This is a genomic window from Pseudomonas putida (genome assembly GCF_003228315.1).
GTDB lineage: Bacteria > Pseudomonadota > Gammaproteobacteria > Pseudomonadales > Pseudomonadaceae > Aquipseudomonas > Aquipseudomonas putida_S.
This window is the reverse complement of the sequence record NZ_CP029693.1, coordinates 4700617-4715690: the sequence shown is the minus strand read 5'-3', so window position 1 is coordinate 4715690 and position 15074 is coordinate 4700617. Positions and strand designations below refer to the sequence as shown.

The following is a 15074-nucleotide window of genomic DNA, read 5'->3' as shown; positions in this document are numbered from 1 at the left end:
CGCGCCCCGTGCTTCCAACAAGGCTTTTCACGATGCAATGTTCTCGGCTCCCACAAGCCGCTTTAAATCAAATGGTTGACGGCGCCAGAGTGCTCGAGGCCGACAGCTACGGGCCGAAAGTCTACCTGCTGCCGGACGGGAATATTCTGAAACTGTTCCGCCGCAAGCGATTTTTTTCATCGGCCCTGTTTCGCCCCTACTCAAAACGCTTCATCGATAATGCCATCGAACTGCAAAAGCTCGGAGTGCCGACCTTGCAGGTGCTGGAATTCTATCGGCTGCAGGCACCGGGCATGACAGCTGTGCTTTACCAGCCGTTGCCAGGACAAACGTTGCGTCAGATAGCCAGCAAGGAAGGTTTCAACTGGAAGCAGGCCCTTCCGGATCTGGTCGGCCTGATACGCAGTCTTCATGAGTCGGGGATTTACTTTCGGTCATTGCATCTGGGCAACATCGTGGTGACACCCGAGCACCGCATGGGCCTTATCGACGTGGCGGACATGCGATTTCTTCGAGGGCCGCTGCCCCGGCATTTGGTCAAACGCAACCTGCAGCACTTCGCCCGTTACATCGCCCGGGAAAATCTCGGCGAGAGCTTTCCCATGCAGGCACTCGAACAGGCGTTGCTGTCGTCACAGGAGCAATGAACGGGCGGTCTGGCTGAAACTCTGCCAGGCCCGTTCCGGAGCCAGCGCCTGATACTGTTGGGCCGCGACCGGTTGAGCGATGGTATCGAACGCTCGCACGATGGCGGCGTGCCAACCGCTCACATCACCCACCGGCGCATACCAGCCAGAGGTGCCCAGTTGCTCCCGAAATACGTCCAGGCCACTGGACAATACGGGAACGCCAGCCATGACCGCCTCTTGCATGATCAGCCCCAGACCTTCGCTCAGGGAAGGAATGGCGACCCAGTCGAATGCCCGATAAAGCTGCGCAGCGTCACTCAGGTGGCCCGGCATAAAGATTTTGCCTCGCAATCCCTGAGCATCGATCTGCGTTTGCAGCGCTGCTCGCTCCGCTCCTTCGCCAACAATCACCAACCTAAGATTCGGCCGCTCACGCAACGCAGCGGCAAACGCATCTATGAGACAAGCAAAACCCTTTCCTGCAACCAGTCGCCCTACCGCACCCAGCACAGGTGTATCGTCCGCCGGCAATCCCAATCGGGAACGCGCCTGCTCCCGATCAAGCAACGCGGATCGGAAAGCAACAGGATCAAATGCACTTCTCAATGTCACGACCGGCATTTGCAGGTCTGCACTCAACTTTTCCGCCAGGGTGTTCGACACCGCTGCCAATGTCAGCCGGGAGGTTGGAGTCCGTTGAATGAGCGCACGATCGGCGGGGTGCAGTCGAGTCGAGCCATGGAAAATCACCACCGCACGCGCCTGCGGCAATACGTCCAGAAGCGGTACGATCGTGCGCGCAACACCGAGGCCATCGAGCAGCAACAGGCGTGCATCACTGTCCTTGAGGGCCTTCTTGAACCTTGCCCGCATCAACGGCCTGGCCAATCGCCAGAAATGCCGTCCCTTCAACCGTGCGGAGGACAACCCCCACTCACGAACTTCTCCGACAGTTACCCTGCATTCGGATGCGCTGCCCTGAAGCAGCCAGGTGCTGACCGGCACGGAAGGCGAAGCCTGGGCAAGAATCAGTTGATGCACTTTATGAGTAGAGGCGAACGGAGCACCGCCAGCCCACATCACGTTGAGAATACTCATAGGCAGAAAAGCCCGTGCAGGGCTCTACGGATAAAAGCTGCGGCGTTTCTAGTGGATGAACCAGCCAATGCAGACTCCCAACGCCAAAGCCAATAAGAACTTGATCTGATCGCGCCGGTTGCGGCGTGCCTTGCGTTGACGCTCTACCGACGTTTGCACGTGGAGACCGAAGCCGGTGTGCATGACCGCATCCGCTTCGAGCGTCAGGGCTGTCAAATTCAGCTCTGCGTATCGCAGTGACAGCGCCTTCTCTCCACTGTAGCCGGTAAATGGCGCGCACATCCGGTATTCCTTCATCCGGCGCAACCCGGGGTTCAACGAAAATCCCTGCCACTCCGGCTTGTCGGAGATCAACGGATAGCAGGCAACTCCACCAACGATTTCCCGCGCCCCCAGACGGATGTAGGGGCTATGGACACGCAGATCATGGTTATAGCTGCGCAGCCATACCTGCAGGATCTCGGGACGCACCTCCAGAACGGCCATGGAGTCTTCCACGAACCCCGGCCGATAGAATTCCCAGTCATCTTCGCAATGGAAAACATACGAGGTTTTGGTGTGTTCGTACGCCAGGTCGATCGAGGCCAGTTGGCCCAGTTTCGGCCGATTGACGAACACCGTGCAGTGATCCTTCCAATGAGCAGGGATAACCGCATGCACGCCTTCGTCACCCGCATCTTCAGTGATGAACACTTCACGAATGGGCGCCGTATTGAACCGATCGAAACTCTCGAGTGTGATCTTGAGCAGGTCCAGGCGGCCACAGCTTGTGACTACAAATGTAATGTCACTTTCGTTGGAAAAACGCACTTGATTCTCAGTAACTGTTTTTAGAGTCGCAGCAATATCAAGTGCTGGACAGATCTTGTCAAATGCCCAGTTTCAGGCGGATTTTTTCCAGCAGACTCAAGGGCGCTCGCGGGCGCAAAGCGGGTTCAAGTTCCTCGACGATACGCTGGCCGATGCGGGCAAAACTGAACTGGCTCACCGCCAGCTCGCGACCATTGCGCGCGATTCGCTGCGCCAGTTCCGTATCGTTGCGCAAGATGGCCAGTTTCTCTTGAAGCTGCGCAATGCTCTGGTAAAACACCACGTTGTGCATGTCCTGCAAGCCCAGGGCCTGACTTTCCGCCGCCCCCTGATCGTAGGCCAGCAATACGCAGCCACAGGCCATGGCTTCGAAATTCTTGATCATGAATTCGCCCATGCCGACATCGGCACTGACGAAAAAGCGAATGCGGTTGAGGGTGTCGCGATACTCTTCGCCGGATTTGGTGCGTGTCACCACCAGCGGTTCCACCTGCCCCAATTCGTCGAGCAGTGCCTTGCGACCGCTGTAGGCGACACTGTTGGTGCTGCCCACGAAAGCCAGTTCAATATCCCGCTCGCGTCCCTGATCTTCCAGTTGGGTCTGGTCGTATCCCTTGGGCACGAACACCGCATCGAAACCCTCCTGGCGCAGGCGTTCGGTGACCACGAAACCGGAGCTGATCACCCGTGCCCACGGCAGGCGGCGGTAATGCGCGCTGAATTTGCCGGTATATTTGCAAGGGATGTAGTTCTGGTAAGCGTCGTGTTCGAGAATCACCAGGTTGGGGATGGTGCGAATGAAGGCGACCTGGCGAATTTCTTGCTTGAAGCGCAGGAAAAACACGATCCGGTCATACCGTGACACGTCGACTTCACGCCGGAAATAGCGCCGCAGGTTGCGCTGCTCATCGCTGCTCAGCCACCGCAGGTCACATTCACAGTGTGCCGCCACGCCGTCATACAGACGGTCCAGAATGGCCCGCTGTTCTTTCTGCACCAGAAATAAAACTTTCATTGTCTTCCTTGCCGCAACAGGCCAACCGAGCAACACCTGAAATGATCCACCGCTTGAAGCGGGCGCATTTCAGGCCCGAAACACCTTACAAACGCCAGAACAGTTCGTGGCGACGTACAGCCTTGCGAAAAAACTCATTCTCGCCGTAAGGCGAACCGGAGCGCCCTGCCAACAGCCGCTGCAGCCCTCTGCGCAAGCGGCGCTTGAAAGGTGGCCGGGGCTGCAGGTCGTGCATCATGCCCAAGGCCATGGCCTTGTCATGCTGCTGTGCCTCAGTCAGCGACAGGCACCAGGGGTGTAGCGAAGCCATCGGATCGAACACAGGCGCCAGCGTAATGCCGGTGCCACTGTCACCCATTGGCCAGCGATCGTTGTCGTGCAGGTGATTGGCGTACCCCAGCAGGGTCGGCTGCCATTCAAGCCCTTTCAGGGCTTCCAGCACCGCTTGCTGAGCACAAATGTGATCGGGATGAGGGTCGAGGGTCGGATGCGGCAGCACGATCACTTCCGGTTGCGCCTTTAACAACAATGCCCTCAGATCAGCCAGCAAATTGTTCCAGGTCGGCGCGCCGTCGACATCGCCAGGCAGGGTGAAAGGGTTCAACTGGCGGAACAATCGAGTGTCGTTCAAATCCGCTTCGCGAGAACCCACCGGTTGCGCGGGCGAGGCTTGCATTACCGCCAATTGAAGGCAGAAATAACCCAGCTGCACACAATGCGCTTCGGCCACCCCGGCCCAGCGCGGCACGGCGATGCTGTCCCAGGCCCGCAAGCGCCCTTTGAGCCGCGCCGCCTCGACTTTGCCCAGCCCCATGTGCTGATAGTGCTCGGCTTCGATTTCACCGGCGGTGAGGGTGACGATCCACACCTCGTCCGCCTGGCTGTACAAGCCGTAGGCCGCCAGCTCGGCATCATCGGCATGGGGCGCAATGACCATCACCCGCTGCCGACGGTAATCAGGATGCTCGATCGCCCACAGCACGGGCTCGCCAAACAGCTTGCAGAAACGCCCGCGCAGCCTCAGCTCCCCGCGTGACAGTACCTGCGCCTGTCCACTGAGGTTCAGATAACGCAGGCCGTTGACGCCACGCTCGAAAGTCTGACGGTCCGGGTTCTCGCCACCGGACAACTCCACCACCGGATCGAGAAAGCGTCCAAGCCAGGTACTTTTGATCCGCAGAGCCAACACCAGCGTGGCGTCGTCGACCAGCATCACCCCATCGTCCAGGCGCAGGTGGTCACCGTTCAGATGAACCTTGGGCTGCGGCGTATAGGGTGGGAAGTTGTACTGATAATCGTCTTTCGGCGAATAGAACAGATGGTCGGCGAACCAGGCCTCATGGGCAATCCAGCCCAGTACCGCCAGCACCAGCGGCAACCACCAGGCCACCCAGACACCGCAGACGATCAACAGCGCCAGGGCGATCAACAAAGCGATGCGTTTGTTGCGTCGATGGCGCTTGAGCAATTGTTGTTTGCGGCTCATGGGCTGACTCATACGGTGTAGACCGGCACAGGGTTGCACCAGCGATCCTTGTATTCCCGGTCGGCGCGGCCGAAGGAAAAGCGCAAGGGTTTGTCCAGCGCCCGGGCATGTTCCCAGGCCGACTGGGTGTTGAGAAAGCTCAGCACGCTGCCGGGGCTGAACTCGCGGGTTTCAGGGTCGACCCCGCCGTTGATGTACTCGACGCTGATCCACTGCGGCGCCTCGACGCGATACACCAGCTGGATCGCAATCGGCGCATCGTTGAGGAAAATCACCGAACCGATCAGCAGCTCGCGCAACAGTTCGACGACCTCGGCCATGCGCGCGGCGCCCGTCGCCGGAAAGCCCCAGCGACGCTTGAACAGATCGCAGTAAATCGCCGCCAGCTCGGCCGCGGAGAAATCGGAGACCGGTCGAACCACGCCCCCCGCCTCTTCCAGCAACCTGAGTTCACGGCGCTGGTTGTAGCGAAATTTCTTCGACAGCTCTTCCGGCGTGCGGGCCATCGCCAGTTGTTCGGTCTGCAACCGGATACCGTCGAAACGGCTCTCGTTCAGCGCCGACAAATAGCGACCGCGATGACGCAGCGGCGCCTGGGCATTCTCAGCAGCGGGCAGGATGATCTCGGCATTGCCAAGATCGAAAAGGCCCTTTTTCCCATTACGTTTGAGCACGTCCTTGGACAGGGCAAGGTCGCGACCCCAGGTTGGAATCGCCGCCTTGATTTCGCCGTCTTGCTCCCAGGCCAGATAGCGCACCGGGATGCCGGCCAGCTCTGCGAGCCGTTCGATCACCAGGGGATGAGTCGCGACACTGCCGCCATAACGCTGCCAGGTTTGGGCATAGGTCGAAGCATCGGCCACTGACCAGCCGCGTTCGCGCCAGCCTTGAAATCGGTTGAGCATCAGCCCCTCGGTGCCAGTTCGATAACGTGCGGCAGATGCCAGAAAGCATCACGCACCGCGCGGTCGGAGAAACGCTCGTGCAAGCGGTCGAGCATCAACTGGGCGCATTGCTGGCGCTGCCGATCATCCATCACGGCCAGATGCTGCAGCCCTTGAGCCAGGTGTTCGGCATCGCCCAGCGGGAAAAGAATGCCGACGCCTTCGACCACTTCCTTCGCCCCGCCACAGGCCGTGGCCAGCAACGGCACACCGGCGGCCATGGCTTCGAGCAATACCATCCCGAACGGCTCGTGGTCGGAACTCAGGGCAAACACATCGAAAGCACGGAAGTAACGTCGCGCGTCAGGGACCTGACCGAGGAACAGCACACGATCGCCGATGCCCAGTTCACGAGCCTGGGCCTTGAGATCCTCCTCCAGCCGGCCCTTGCCGAGAATCACCAGCTGGCTGTTGGCCGGCAAACCCGGCAATGCCGCGGCGAACCCGTCCAGCAGCGTGGCCTGGTCCTTGTCCGGATGCAGCCGCCCGACATTGCCGACAATCCAGGCATCCGGCGCCAGGCCCAGGGTTTCCCGAGCCTCGCTCGCCGACACCTGGCTGGCCTGCAATGCCGGCACGTCGATACGGTTGTACAGCGTCTGGATCCGCGCCGCTGGCCACTTCGGCAGGCAACGGCGCATGTCATCTCGCACGGCATCGGAGACACCGAGCAGGCTCAGGCGCTTGCGGAAAATCTGCGCGAACAGTTTGCGCGAACCGCGTTTGTAATCGTCAAACGCGTGATGCACGCCAATCACCGGCAGCGAAGTGCCGAGCAAGGCGATGTAGATCGGCTTGAAGCGATGGGCGATGCAGAAACTGAAATTGCGTGAAGCGGCGATCTTGCGCAGATCGCCGATGGCGCCCAGCTTCAGGCCACGAATGGCCTTGGAGCTGTATTCCATGAACAACACTTCATCGGAGGCGCAACCCGCGGCGACCTCGGCATCGGCGACCCCGGTCAGAAACACCGTGGTCACGCGATAGCCGGTCCCCGTGAACAGGCTGGCGTACTGCCGTGCGCAGTCCAGGAACGGCCCGTCATAGCCGTGGCAGAACTGCAGCACATGGCGTTCAGCCGAGCGTGTCATAGGCGTTCGCGCCCTCTTTGACGACCAGGATGTCTTCCATGATCAGGTACTGCAGATCGGAACCGAAGAACATGTTCAACGCATCCGTCGGCGAGCAGATCATCGGCTCGCCACGACGGTTGAGCGAGGTGTTCAGCGATACGCCATTGCCGGTCAGGACTTCCAGCGCCTTCATCATGTCGTAGTAGCGCGGGTTGTATTCGCGCTTGAGCACCTGGGCCCGCGAGGTGCCGTCTTCATGGACGACTTCCGGCACGCGGGTCTTCCACTCTTCCGCCACTTCGAAGGTGAAGGTCATGAACGGTGCCGGGTGATCGATCTTGATCATCTGTGGCGCAACGGTGTCGAGCATCGACGGGCAGAAAGGCCTCCAGCGCTCGCGGAACTTGATCTGATGGTTGATGCGATCAGCCACGCCGGCCACGCTCGGGCAACCGATGATCGAACGACCGCCCAGCGCGCGCGGACCGAACTCCATGCGGCCCTGGAACCAGGCCACCGGGTTGCCGTCGACCATGATCCTGGCGATCTGCTCCGGCATGTTGTCGAGCTTGCGCCAGGTGGGCTTGTTCTCGTGACGGGCACAGGCCGCGATCACGTCTTCGTTGCTGTACGACGGGCCGAGATAGACGTGTTCCATCTTCTCGACCGGCACGCCACGGGCGTTGGACACATAGGCCGCCGCGCCCACAGCCGTACCGGCGTCACCGGAAGCAGGCTGCACGAACAGCTCCTTGACGTCGTCGCGGGCGATGATTTTCTGGTTCAGCTTGACGTTCAACGCACAGCCACCGGCGTAGGCCAGCTTGCCGGTTTCCTTGAGCACGTCGCCCAGGTAGTGATCGATCATCTGCAGCGCAATTTTTTCGAACAGCGCTTGAATGCTGGCGGCGTAGTGAATGTACGGCTCGTCGGCGATGTCACCTTCGCGCTTCGGTCCCAGCCACTCGATCAGCTTCGGCGAGAAGTAGTAACCCTTGCCCTTCTCTTTGTAGCGACGCAGGCCGATGACGTTGGCGTAGTCGGTGTTGATCACCAGCTCGCCATTTTCGAACGAAGCCAGACGCGAGAAATCGTATTTGCTGGCGTCGCCGTACGGCGCCATGCCCATCACCTTGAACTCACCGTCGAGCATATCGAAACCGAGGAACTCGGTGATCGCGCCGTAGAGGCCGCCCAGGGAGTCCGGATCGAAGAATTCCTTGATCTTGTGGATCTTGCCGTTTTCGCCATAACCGAAGAAGGTCGTGGCGTATTCGCCCTTGCCGTCGATTCCGAGGATCGCGGTTTTCTCTTTGAAACCGGAGCAGTGATAGGCGCTGGAGGCGTGGGCCAGATGGTGCTCGACCGGCTCGATCTTGATCTTCTTCGGATCGAAGCCCAGTTGCTCCAGGCACCAGACGATCTTGTTGCGATAGCGCTTGTAGCGACGGTTGCCCATCAGGATCGCGTCGAGCGCGCGGTCCGGGGCGTACCAGTAACGCTTGGCGTACTGCCAGCGGGCCTTGCCGAAAATGCTGATCGGGGCGAACGGAATCGCGACCACGTCTACGTCGGAAGGCTTGATGCCGGCCTGCTCCAGGCAGAACTTCGCCGATTCGTAGGGCATGCGGTTCTTTGCATGTTTATCGCGTACGAAGCGCTCTTCTTCAGCCGCCGCGACCAGCTTGCCGTCGATGTACAAGGCTGCGGAAGGATCATGGCTAAGGGCGCCGGACAGGCCAAGAATCGTCAATGCCACAGGGGTCTAGCCTCTTTAGTCTGCGTGCAGGCGCCGAGGCGCCTCAAAAATGATGTGCCCTCGCCGGGAGCGTGGGGCAGCTAAAGGGCGGGATTATAGCTTAAAAGCAGCTTCAAGCCGCTAGTTGCAAGCGGCAAGCGCGATCTGGACAAGGTTCATGACGTCTCGAGACCGGGCAGGACAGCTCATGAAGCCTGCCTCCTGATCTCGAGTGTCTGTTCTTGCCTTATCGCGAGCAAGCTCGCTCCCACAGGGATTTGCGTCGTACACACACGCTGTGAACGCCACAGAACACTGTAGGAGCGAGCCTGCTCGCGATAGGACCGAAGGTCCGATTCAACCAGCGCCGGAGATATCCTTGGGCAAACGCTGATCTATAACCCGATACAGCGCACTGCTTTCAGGCCAGTTACGCATGAACCGCGCCCGATCCCGCGCATACGCTGGGGCAAAGCTGCCGAGTGAACCGTGTTGACACATCGAATCCAGATCGATCAGCGCCCAGCGATCCTCCTGCCAGAACAGGTTGTGCCCCTTGAAATCGCCGTGACTGATGCGCTCGCGTATCAGTTCGGCAAATAGCCAATCCAGTGCCGTCAACTCCGCCTCGGGCGCTTCACCACTTTCAACATAAGGCGCGAAGCGCTCGATGATGTCCGGCCCCGGCAGATGTTCGGTGATCAGGTAAGCGCGGCTGCGCAGCCAGAAAAAGCGCTTTTCCAGCAGTGCCAGAGGCTTGGGCGTGGCAATGCCGAGAAATGCGAGGCGATTGCCTTCGCGCCAGGAATGCCAGGCGCGGCTCGGGCGCCAGAAACGCTTGAGCCAGTGGGCGAAACCCTTGATGTTGTAGCGCTTGATCACCAGCGTACGACCGTCCACCTCGACCTTGCCGACACTTGCCGCACCGCCTGTCTTGTACAAGTGGCCCTGATCAAGCAACGCGTCGGCCTGAGCCAGCACGGGCAGCATCGAAGCTTCTTCCTCGCGGCGGATGGCGCGCAGGCCGAACGCACCGCGCTGGACGCTGAACAGCGTGCATTCGCGCCCGACCTTGATCAGATAATCCTTCAGGCGCCAGCTGCGCACCTTGTCAATCTGCTTCTGCAAGGCTTCCATGGGCAAGGCGTGCTCGCCGTTGCTCAGCAGGTAGTACACCAGCAACTCTTCGGTGAATGGCTCCAGTGTCTTGGGCAATTGGGCGAAAAACACCCCGAGGTTTTCCAGGACTTTCTGCCGAGACAGCGGCTGGCCAGGGGTTTCCGCGCGGATCCCGGCGCCGTCAATCAAGTACAGTCGACTGCCTTGGCGCAGCAGGTTGTCCAGGTGCAAATCTTCCTGCCACAGGCCTTTGCGGTGCATTTGCCCGATGGCGCCCAAGGCTTCGGCCAGTACCGCCGCTTGCTCATCGGCCAGCGCCGGCAAGTGTTCGACCTGCTTCCAGGCATCGCCCAGGCTTGTCGCACCTTCCAGAAATTCGAACAGCAGCCAACCGCCCTCGCCGTCCTTGAGCCCGTCCGCCAGCAACAGCGGCGTGGTCAAGCCTTGTGCCGCCAGCTGGCGCACACCGTCCAGCTCGCGCTGAAAGTGCCGCGCCGCCTTGCCGCCAACCAGCAATTTGGCCAACACCGGACGGCCGCGCCAAATACCGGCGCCGACATAACGCTGCCCCGGCAATACCCGCAGCAGGGTCAGCAGCTGCAAGTCTGCGGGACCTGCGGCATCGGCAAGCGAAAGGCTCAGTGGCAAGGCCGGGCTGCGACCGGCATTTTTCAGTTCGGACAAACGCATCAGCGCTTCTCCTTGTGGCTGCGTCGCGCGGTCAGGCGAGTCAGCCAGCTATCGATCAGCGTGCTGTCCTGTGGCTGATCCAGATAGGCGGCCAGAAAAATGCGCAGCTGCGCATCGCTCCACTCCGGTGCTCGACGCAGCAACGGCTCCAGGTCCTTGACCCGATCCCGTTGACCGAACAGCAGCGGCCGGGTCTTTTCCAGATCGATCAGTTGCGCCTGGTAGCCGTCAGCGGTGGCGCAGAGAAAAATATGCTTGGGGTAAAAACAGCCATGCACCTGACGCTGGCCGTGCAGGCGCTGCGCCAGTTTTCCGCAGGCTTGAAGTATCGCGATATGTTGCGCTTCACCGAGGTCCGACCAGCGCTGCAGCAGCGAGTCCAGATCATCCCAGCCGTCCAGGGCGCGGGTCATGAGAATCGCCCGCACCTCGCCATCGACCTTGCGCACACCAAAGAACACGGCCTTCAGCGCCGGAATACCGAGCTTTTCATAGCGGCTGATGTTGCGAAACTCACGGGCAAAACTCGGCTCGCCAAAAGGGGCGTGCAAGGTGCGTGTCCGGTAGTTGCTCTGACGCTTGAGGTAGAACCCCTGGCCCTCCAGATCCAGTCGAAACACGCTGCTCCAACCACCACGTCCGGTGTTGGGCTCGTCCACGGCATCGAGCTGCCGGGCCCAGAGCGCGTCGAACGTGCCAAGACCATGGCGCTCAAGCAGCGCACGGTCTTCAGCGGCCAGAAAATCAGTCATTCGCGTCCCTCGAAAAATCTCACCACGTGCCGGATCCGTTTCTTGTCGGCGGCATTGAGCCGTTCCCGTTGGCGGTATTGCAGGTAAAAGCGCAGGCGCTGGGTGGCCGACAATTGGTATTTGGCCACCTTGTCCAGACACGCCAGATCCTTGGTGATGCGGTACTTGAGCCAGAAGCCGCTCCAGAAATCACCGTTGGGGCAATCGATCAGGAACAGTCTGGCCTGGTCGTCGATCAACAGGTTGCGCCACTTCAAATCATTGTGAGTAAAACGATGCTCATGCATGGTCCGGGTATGGCTGGCCAACTGACGACTTACCCTGTCGACCCAGGCGCGATCCGTCAGCTTCGGGTCGTGGCGCTCGGCCAGCGCGGACAGGTCCTCGGTGTGCGGCAGTTCACGGGTGATCAGCGCCCCGCGATCATAGGCCGCACCACGCCGTTCCAGCCCCCAGGCCACCACCTCAGCGGTGGGAATACCCCATTTGGCGAAGCGCTTGAGGTTCTGCCATTCCATTTTCACCCGGGGTTTGCCCAAGTAGCGACGCAAGCCCTTGCCCGCGCCCACGTAGCGTTTGACGTAGTAATTGACGCCATCGCGCTGCACGCGGATCACCTCGGACAGCGGGTCGCGGGTCAGGCGTTCGCCCTCGAGCGCAAACACCGCGTCCAGGCTGCCGAAACACTCTGCCAGATCGCTGAAAGCCGGCTCCAGGTTCCAACCCGCCATCAGAGCGCATCCCCGTATCGCTGCTTGCGATCGTAGAGCTTGTTGGCCTTGCCTTCGAGCCAGCCCAGCAGCCTGGCTTCCTCACGGAGAATCTGCCGCAGCGGCTGCTGGAAGTAGCCTTTGAGAAAGCGCAGTTTGTCGCGACGAGTCAGGCCGATATCCAGGGCCGAAAAATACAGCGCCGCCAGATCCTTGTTGCGCCAGCGCGAGGTGATGGCCGGGCGGGTCTGGGCGCGGTGCAGATCGATCACCGAAAGCTTGAAGTCATCAGCCGTCACCGGTTTGTCGGTGTGCAGCAGAAAGTGGCAGATGTAGCAGTCGCGGTGGTTGACCCCGGCGCGGTGCATCATGCCGGTCATGCGAGCCACTTCGGCGATCAGCGCGCGCTTGAGCCGGGGCTCCGGTGGCTGCTTGACCCAGTTGATACTGAAGTCTTCGAGGCTGACGGTCGGCGCCAGCTCTTCAGTGACGATGAACGAATGCTGGTCCGCCGGATTGCTGCCCTTTTCGCCGTAAGCGACGGCGGTCATGGTCGGTACGCCGACTTCCTGCAAGCGCTGGATGGCCTTCCATTCCTGACCCGCGCCGAGCACCGGCAGCTTGGCGGTGAGCAGGTTCTTGAAGATCTCGCCCCAGCCAATGCCACGGTGGATCTTCACAAAGAAACCGTTGCCGTTCACTTCAGTGCGCAAGGTCCGACGCGCTTCCAGCTCCCGATAAACCTCGCCCTGCAAGCCTTCGACTTCGGTGAACGCATCGCGCCCAGCCCAAAGGCTCTTGAACGGTTCAGCCAGCATCAACTTCATTTAAGCGTGCTCCGCCAGAATCACATCAGCCGCGTGCTGCGGCATGCTGTAGAGGTCGGCCGTCTCGGCATAGGCCAGACCGTTGCGGCTCCAGGCCGCCCTCGCGTGTGCGTCGTTCAACATGCCGGTCAGGTACTGCGTCAGTTGCGCCTGATCGAACGGTTCGTCCAGCACCAGGCCGGCATCGGCCTCGGCAATGTAATGGGCGTAACCGCAAACGGCGCTGACCAGCACCGGCAAACCGGCCACCAGCGCTTCAAGCAGCACGGTGCCGGTATTTTCGTTGTACGCCGGGTGGATCAACAGATCGGCACCAAGCAGGAAACGCGGAATATCGCTGCGTCCCTTGAGGAAGGTCACGTTATCGCCCAGCCCCAGTGTGGCGCTCTGCATCTGGAACAATTTGGGGTCATCCTGGCCGATTACAAACAGCCGGGTGCGCTTCTTCAGGTCGGCGGGCAAGGCCGCAAGCGCCTTCAGGCTGCGATCCACGCCCTTTGTCTTGAATCCGGAGCCGATCTGCACCAATAGCAGCTCATCGTCCTTGAGGTTGAATTCGGCACGAAACCCGGCACGGATCTCGTCCGCATCCGCCGGTCGACGCCGGTCCTGGGCGATACCCGGCGGCAGCAAATGGAAGCGCTCGACAGGCGTGTCGTAGTGCTTGATGAACAGTGGCTGCTGCACTTCGGAAATCATCAGCACTTCGGTCTTGGCGTCCCTGGCGAACACCGCCCGCTCGTACTCGGCGAAGTGGCGATAGCGACCCCAGCGGCGGTAGAGCGAATTGCGCAGGTTTTGCGCCTTGTCCTCGAAGCAGCCGTCGGCGGCGTAATAGACGTCCAGCCCCGGCATCTTGTTGAAGCCGATCAGGCGGTCGACCGGGCGTTTGGCCAGGTCCGCTTCCATCCACTCGCTGAGCTTTTCATTGCGTCGATGGTTGAAGAATGCCTTGACCGGCGCCACCAGCACCTCGAAACCCGGCGGCACGTCGCCTTCCCAGATCAAGGTGTAGACACGAATCTGGTGCCCGCGCTTCTGGCACTCCAGGGCGATTCGCATGAAATCGCGCTGCAAGCCGCCAAAGGGGAAATACTTATAAAGGACGAATGCCAATTGCATCAGCGCAGCTCCTCAGCCAGTAACAACGTGCTCAGTCGGGTCGCGACACGCTCGGGATTCAGGCGGGTGAAGCACAGGGGCCACTCGCGCTTGAGGTCAAACCGACGGGTATCTTCAGGCGTCGGTTGATAGGTGCATTTCTTTTGCAGGCAGGGCGCGCAGGGGAAATCGCTGGCCAGGTGAATCTGCGACTTGCCATAGGCACCGGTCAGGCCGGGATTGGTCGGACCGAACAGCGACAGCGTCGGCACGTCCAGCGCGGCGGCCAGATGGCCGAGGCCGGTGTCCACCGCCACGCAGGCTGCGGCGCCAGCCAGCACCTTGCCGACACCGGCCAGATTCAGCTTCGGCAGCACTTCGACGTGTTGCATGCCCTTGGCAATACGCTCGGCGCGGGCCTTCTCGACCGCATTGCCCCATGGCAGCTTCACCCCGACCCCCAGATAACCCACGCGCTCGGCCAGTTCGCGCCAATAGGCTTCGGGCCAGTGCTTGGTGTCCCAGGTGGTGCCGTGCAGGAACAGCACGTACGGATTCTTGCGCGGCAACTCCACCAGGCGCTCGACGCTCAGGCCGTAGTCGCCCAGGCCCTTGGGCAAGTCATACCCCAGCGCCACGGCAAACAGCTGACGCACCCGTTCCACCGCGTGCTGCCCACGGGCCACGGCCAGGCGACGGGAATAGAATCGCGCGGCAATCGGTTCACGGGCGGAATCCTTGTCCAATCCGGCAACCGGGGCCTTGACGTAACGCGTCAACAAGGCGCTTTTGAGCAAGCCCTGGGCATCGATGACCAGATCGTATTTCGTGGCACGAAGGCTTTGCTTGAAGCGCTTCCACTCGCCGCTTTTGATGGTTTGCCAGATGTTCTTGCGCCAGCGGCGGATCGCCACCGGAATCACCTTGCCCACGGCAGGGTGCCAGGTAGGGATTTCGGCGAAGCCTTCTTCCACCACCCAGTCGAAGGTGATGCCGGGAATTGCCCGCGCCGCGTCGGTCAACGCCGGCAACGCATGAATCACGTCGCCCAGCGATGAAGTCTTGATCAGCAGTACCCGCAA

14 protein-coding genes are annotated in these 15074 nt (G+C 60.7%); 1 reads left to right on the top strand and 13 read right to left on the bottom strand.

All coding sequences use genetic code 11. The features are described 5' to 3' along the window. Nucleotides 1-32 precede the first annotated feature (32 nt). On the top strand, nt 33-647 hold the full coding sequence (locus DKY63_RS22065) for a toluene tolerance protein (RefSeq protein ID WP_110966029.1): 615 nt from the start codon (nt 33-35) through the stop codon (nt 645-647). On the opposite strand, the gene DKY63_RS22060 is transcribed toward DKY63_RS22065, so the two are convergent. The 13 genes from DKY63_RS22060 to waaC all read right to left on the bottom strand — a co-directional run bounded on the left by DKY63_RS22060 (nt 633) and on the right by waaC (nt 15074). Next, complete coding sequence (locus tag DKY63_RS22060) at nt 633-1727, bottom strand: glycosyltransferase (protein WP_110966028.1); 1095 nt, start codon at nt 1725-1727, stop codon at nt 633-635. The genes DKY63_RS22065 and DKY63_RS22060 overlap by 15 nt on opposite strands. A gap of 48 nt (nt 1728-1775) precedes the next feature. Continuing rightward, nucleotides 1776-2537, bottom strand: a complete 762-nt coding sequence (locus DKY63_RS22055) for a glycosyltransferase family 2 protein (protein ID WP_110966027.1) — start codon at nt 2535-2537, stop codon at nt 1776-1778. Nucleotides 2538-2595: 58 nt separating this feature from the next. Beyond that, nucleotides 2596-3552 (bottom strand): glycosyltransferase, encoded by a 957-nt coding sequence (locus tag DKY63_RS22050; protein ID WP_110966026.1) that lies wholly within the window; start codon nt 3550-3552, stop codon nt 2596-2598. 85 nt (nt 3553-3637) lie between these two features. Then, nucleotides 3638-5038, bottom strand: a complete 1401-nt coding sequence (locus DKY63_RS22045; protein WP_110966025.1) for a PIG-L deacetylase family protein — start codon at nt 5036-5038, stop codon at nt 3638-3640. 8 nt (nt 5039-5046) lie between these two features. Next, nucleotides 5047-5943: an antimicrobial resistance protein Mig-14 gene (locus DKY63_RS22040; RefSeq protein ID WP_110966024.1), complete on the bottom strand. Its 897-nt coding sequence runs from the start codon at nt 5941-5943 to the stop codon at nt 5047-5049. Then, complete coding sequence (locus DKY63_RS22035) at nt 5943-7073, bottom strand: glycosyltransferase (protein ID WP_110966023.1); 1131 nt, start codon at nt 7071-7073, stop codon at nt 5943-5945. The genes DKY63_RS22040 and DKY63_RS22035 overlap by 1 nt, the downstream gene beginning before the upstream one ends. Next, a complete protein-coding gene (locus DKY63_RS22030; protein WP_110966022.1) occupies nt 7057-8814 on the bottom strand; it encodes a carbamoyltransferase family protein in 1758 nt (585 codons plus the stop codon). Before DKY63_RS22030 ends, DKY63_RS22035 begins: the two co-directional genes overlap by 17 nt. Before the next feature lie 336 nt (nt 8815-9150). Continuing rightward, complete coding sequence (locus DKY63_RS22025; RefSeq protein ID WP_110966021.1) at nt 9151-10602, bottom strand: lipopolysaccharide kinase InaA family protein; 1452 nt, start codon at nt 10600-10602, stop codon at nt 9151-9153. Further along, nucleotides 10602-11354 (bottom strand): lipopolysaccharide kinase InaA family protein, encoded by a 753-nt coding sequence (locus DKY63_RS22020; protein ID WP_110966020.1) that lies wholly within the window; start codon nt 11352-11354, stop codon nt 10602-10604. Before DKY63_RS22020 ends, DKY63_RS22025 begins: the two co-directional genes overlap by 1 nt. Next, nucleotides 11351-12085 (bottom strand): lipopolysaccharide kinase InaA family protein, encoded by a 735-nt coding sequence (locus tag DKY63_RS22015; protein ID WP_110966019.1) that lies wholly within the window; start codon nt 12083-12085, stop codon nt 11351-11353. The genes DKY63_RS22020 and DKY63_RS22015 overlap by 4 nt, the downstream gene beginning before the upstream one ends. Continuing rightward, entirely contained in the window at nt 12085-12891 is an 807-nt protein-coding gene (gene rfaP, locus DKY63_RS22010; protein ID WP_110966018.1) for a lipopolysaccharide core heptose(I) kinase RfaP, read from the bottom strand. The genes DKY63_RS22015 and rfaP overlap by 1 nt, the downstream gene beginning before the upstream one ends. Continuing rightward, entirely contained in the window at nt 12892-14013 is a 1122-nt protein-coding gene (locus DKY63_RS22005; protein ID WP_110966017.1) for a glycosyltransferase family 4 protein, read from the bottom strand. Next, on the bottom strand, nt 14013-15074 hold the full coding sequence (waaC, locus tag DKY63_RS22000) for a lipopolysaccharide heptosyltransferase I (RefSeq protein ID WP_110966016.1): 1062 nt from the start codon (nt 15072-15074) through the stop codon (nt 14013-14015). The genes DKY63_RS22005 and waaC overlap by 1 nt, the downstream gene beginning before the upstream one ends.

Bases quoted from the DNA above. Each gene is read 5' to 3' on its own strand.
- DKY63_RS22065 (WP_110966029.1), top strand. From the start codon at position 33: ATGCAATGTTCTCGGCTCCCACAAGCCGCTTTAAATCAAATGGTTGAC.
- DKY63_RS22060 (WP_110966028.1), bottom strand. From the start codon at position 1,727: ATGAGTATTCTCAACGTGATGTGGGCTGGCGGTGCTCCGTTCGCCTCT.
- DKY63_RS22050 (WP_110966026.1), bottom strand. From the start codon at position 3,552: ATGAAAGTTTTATTTCTGGTGCAGAAAGAACAGCGGGCCATTCTGGAC.
- DKY63_RS22045 (WP_110966025.1), bottom strand. From the start codon at position 5,038: ATGAGCCGCAAACAACAATTGCTCAAGCGCCATCGACGCAACAAACGC.
- DKY63_RS22040 (WP_110966024.1), bottom strand. From the start codon at position 5,943: ATGCTCAACCGATTTCAAGGCTGGCGCGAACGCGGCTGGTCAGTGGCC.
- DKY63_RS22035 (WP_110966023.1), bottom strand. From the start codon at position 7,073: ATGACACGCTCGGCTGAACGCCATGTGCTGCAGTTCTGCCACGGCTAT.
- DKY63_RS22025 (WP_110966021.1), bottom strand. From the start codon at position 10,602: ATGCGTTTGTCCGAACTGAAAAATGCCGGTCGCAGCCCGGCCTTGCCA.
- DKY63_RS22020 (WP_110966020.1), bottom strand. From the start codon at position 11,354: ATGACTGATTTTCTGGCCGCTGAAGACCGTGCGCTGCTTGAGCGCCAT.
- DKY63_RS22015 (WP_110966019.1), bottom strand. From the start codon at position 12,085: ATGGCGGGTTGGAACCTGGAGCCGGCTTTCAGCGATCTGGCAGAGTGT.
- rfaP (WP_110966018.1), bottom strand. From the start codon at position 12,891: ATGAAGTTGATGCTGGCTGAACCGTTCAAGAGCCTTTGGGCTGGGCGC.
- DKY63_RS22005 (WP_110966017.1), bottom strand. From the start codon at position 14,013: ATGCAATTGGCATTCGTCCTTTATAAGTATTTCCCCTTTGGCGGCTTG.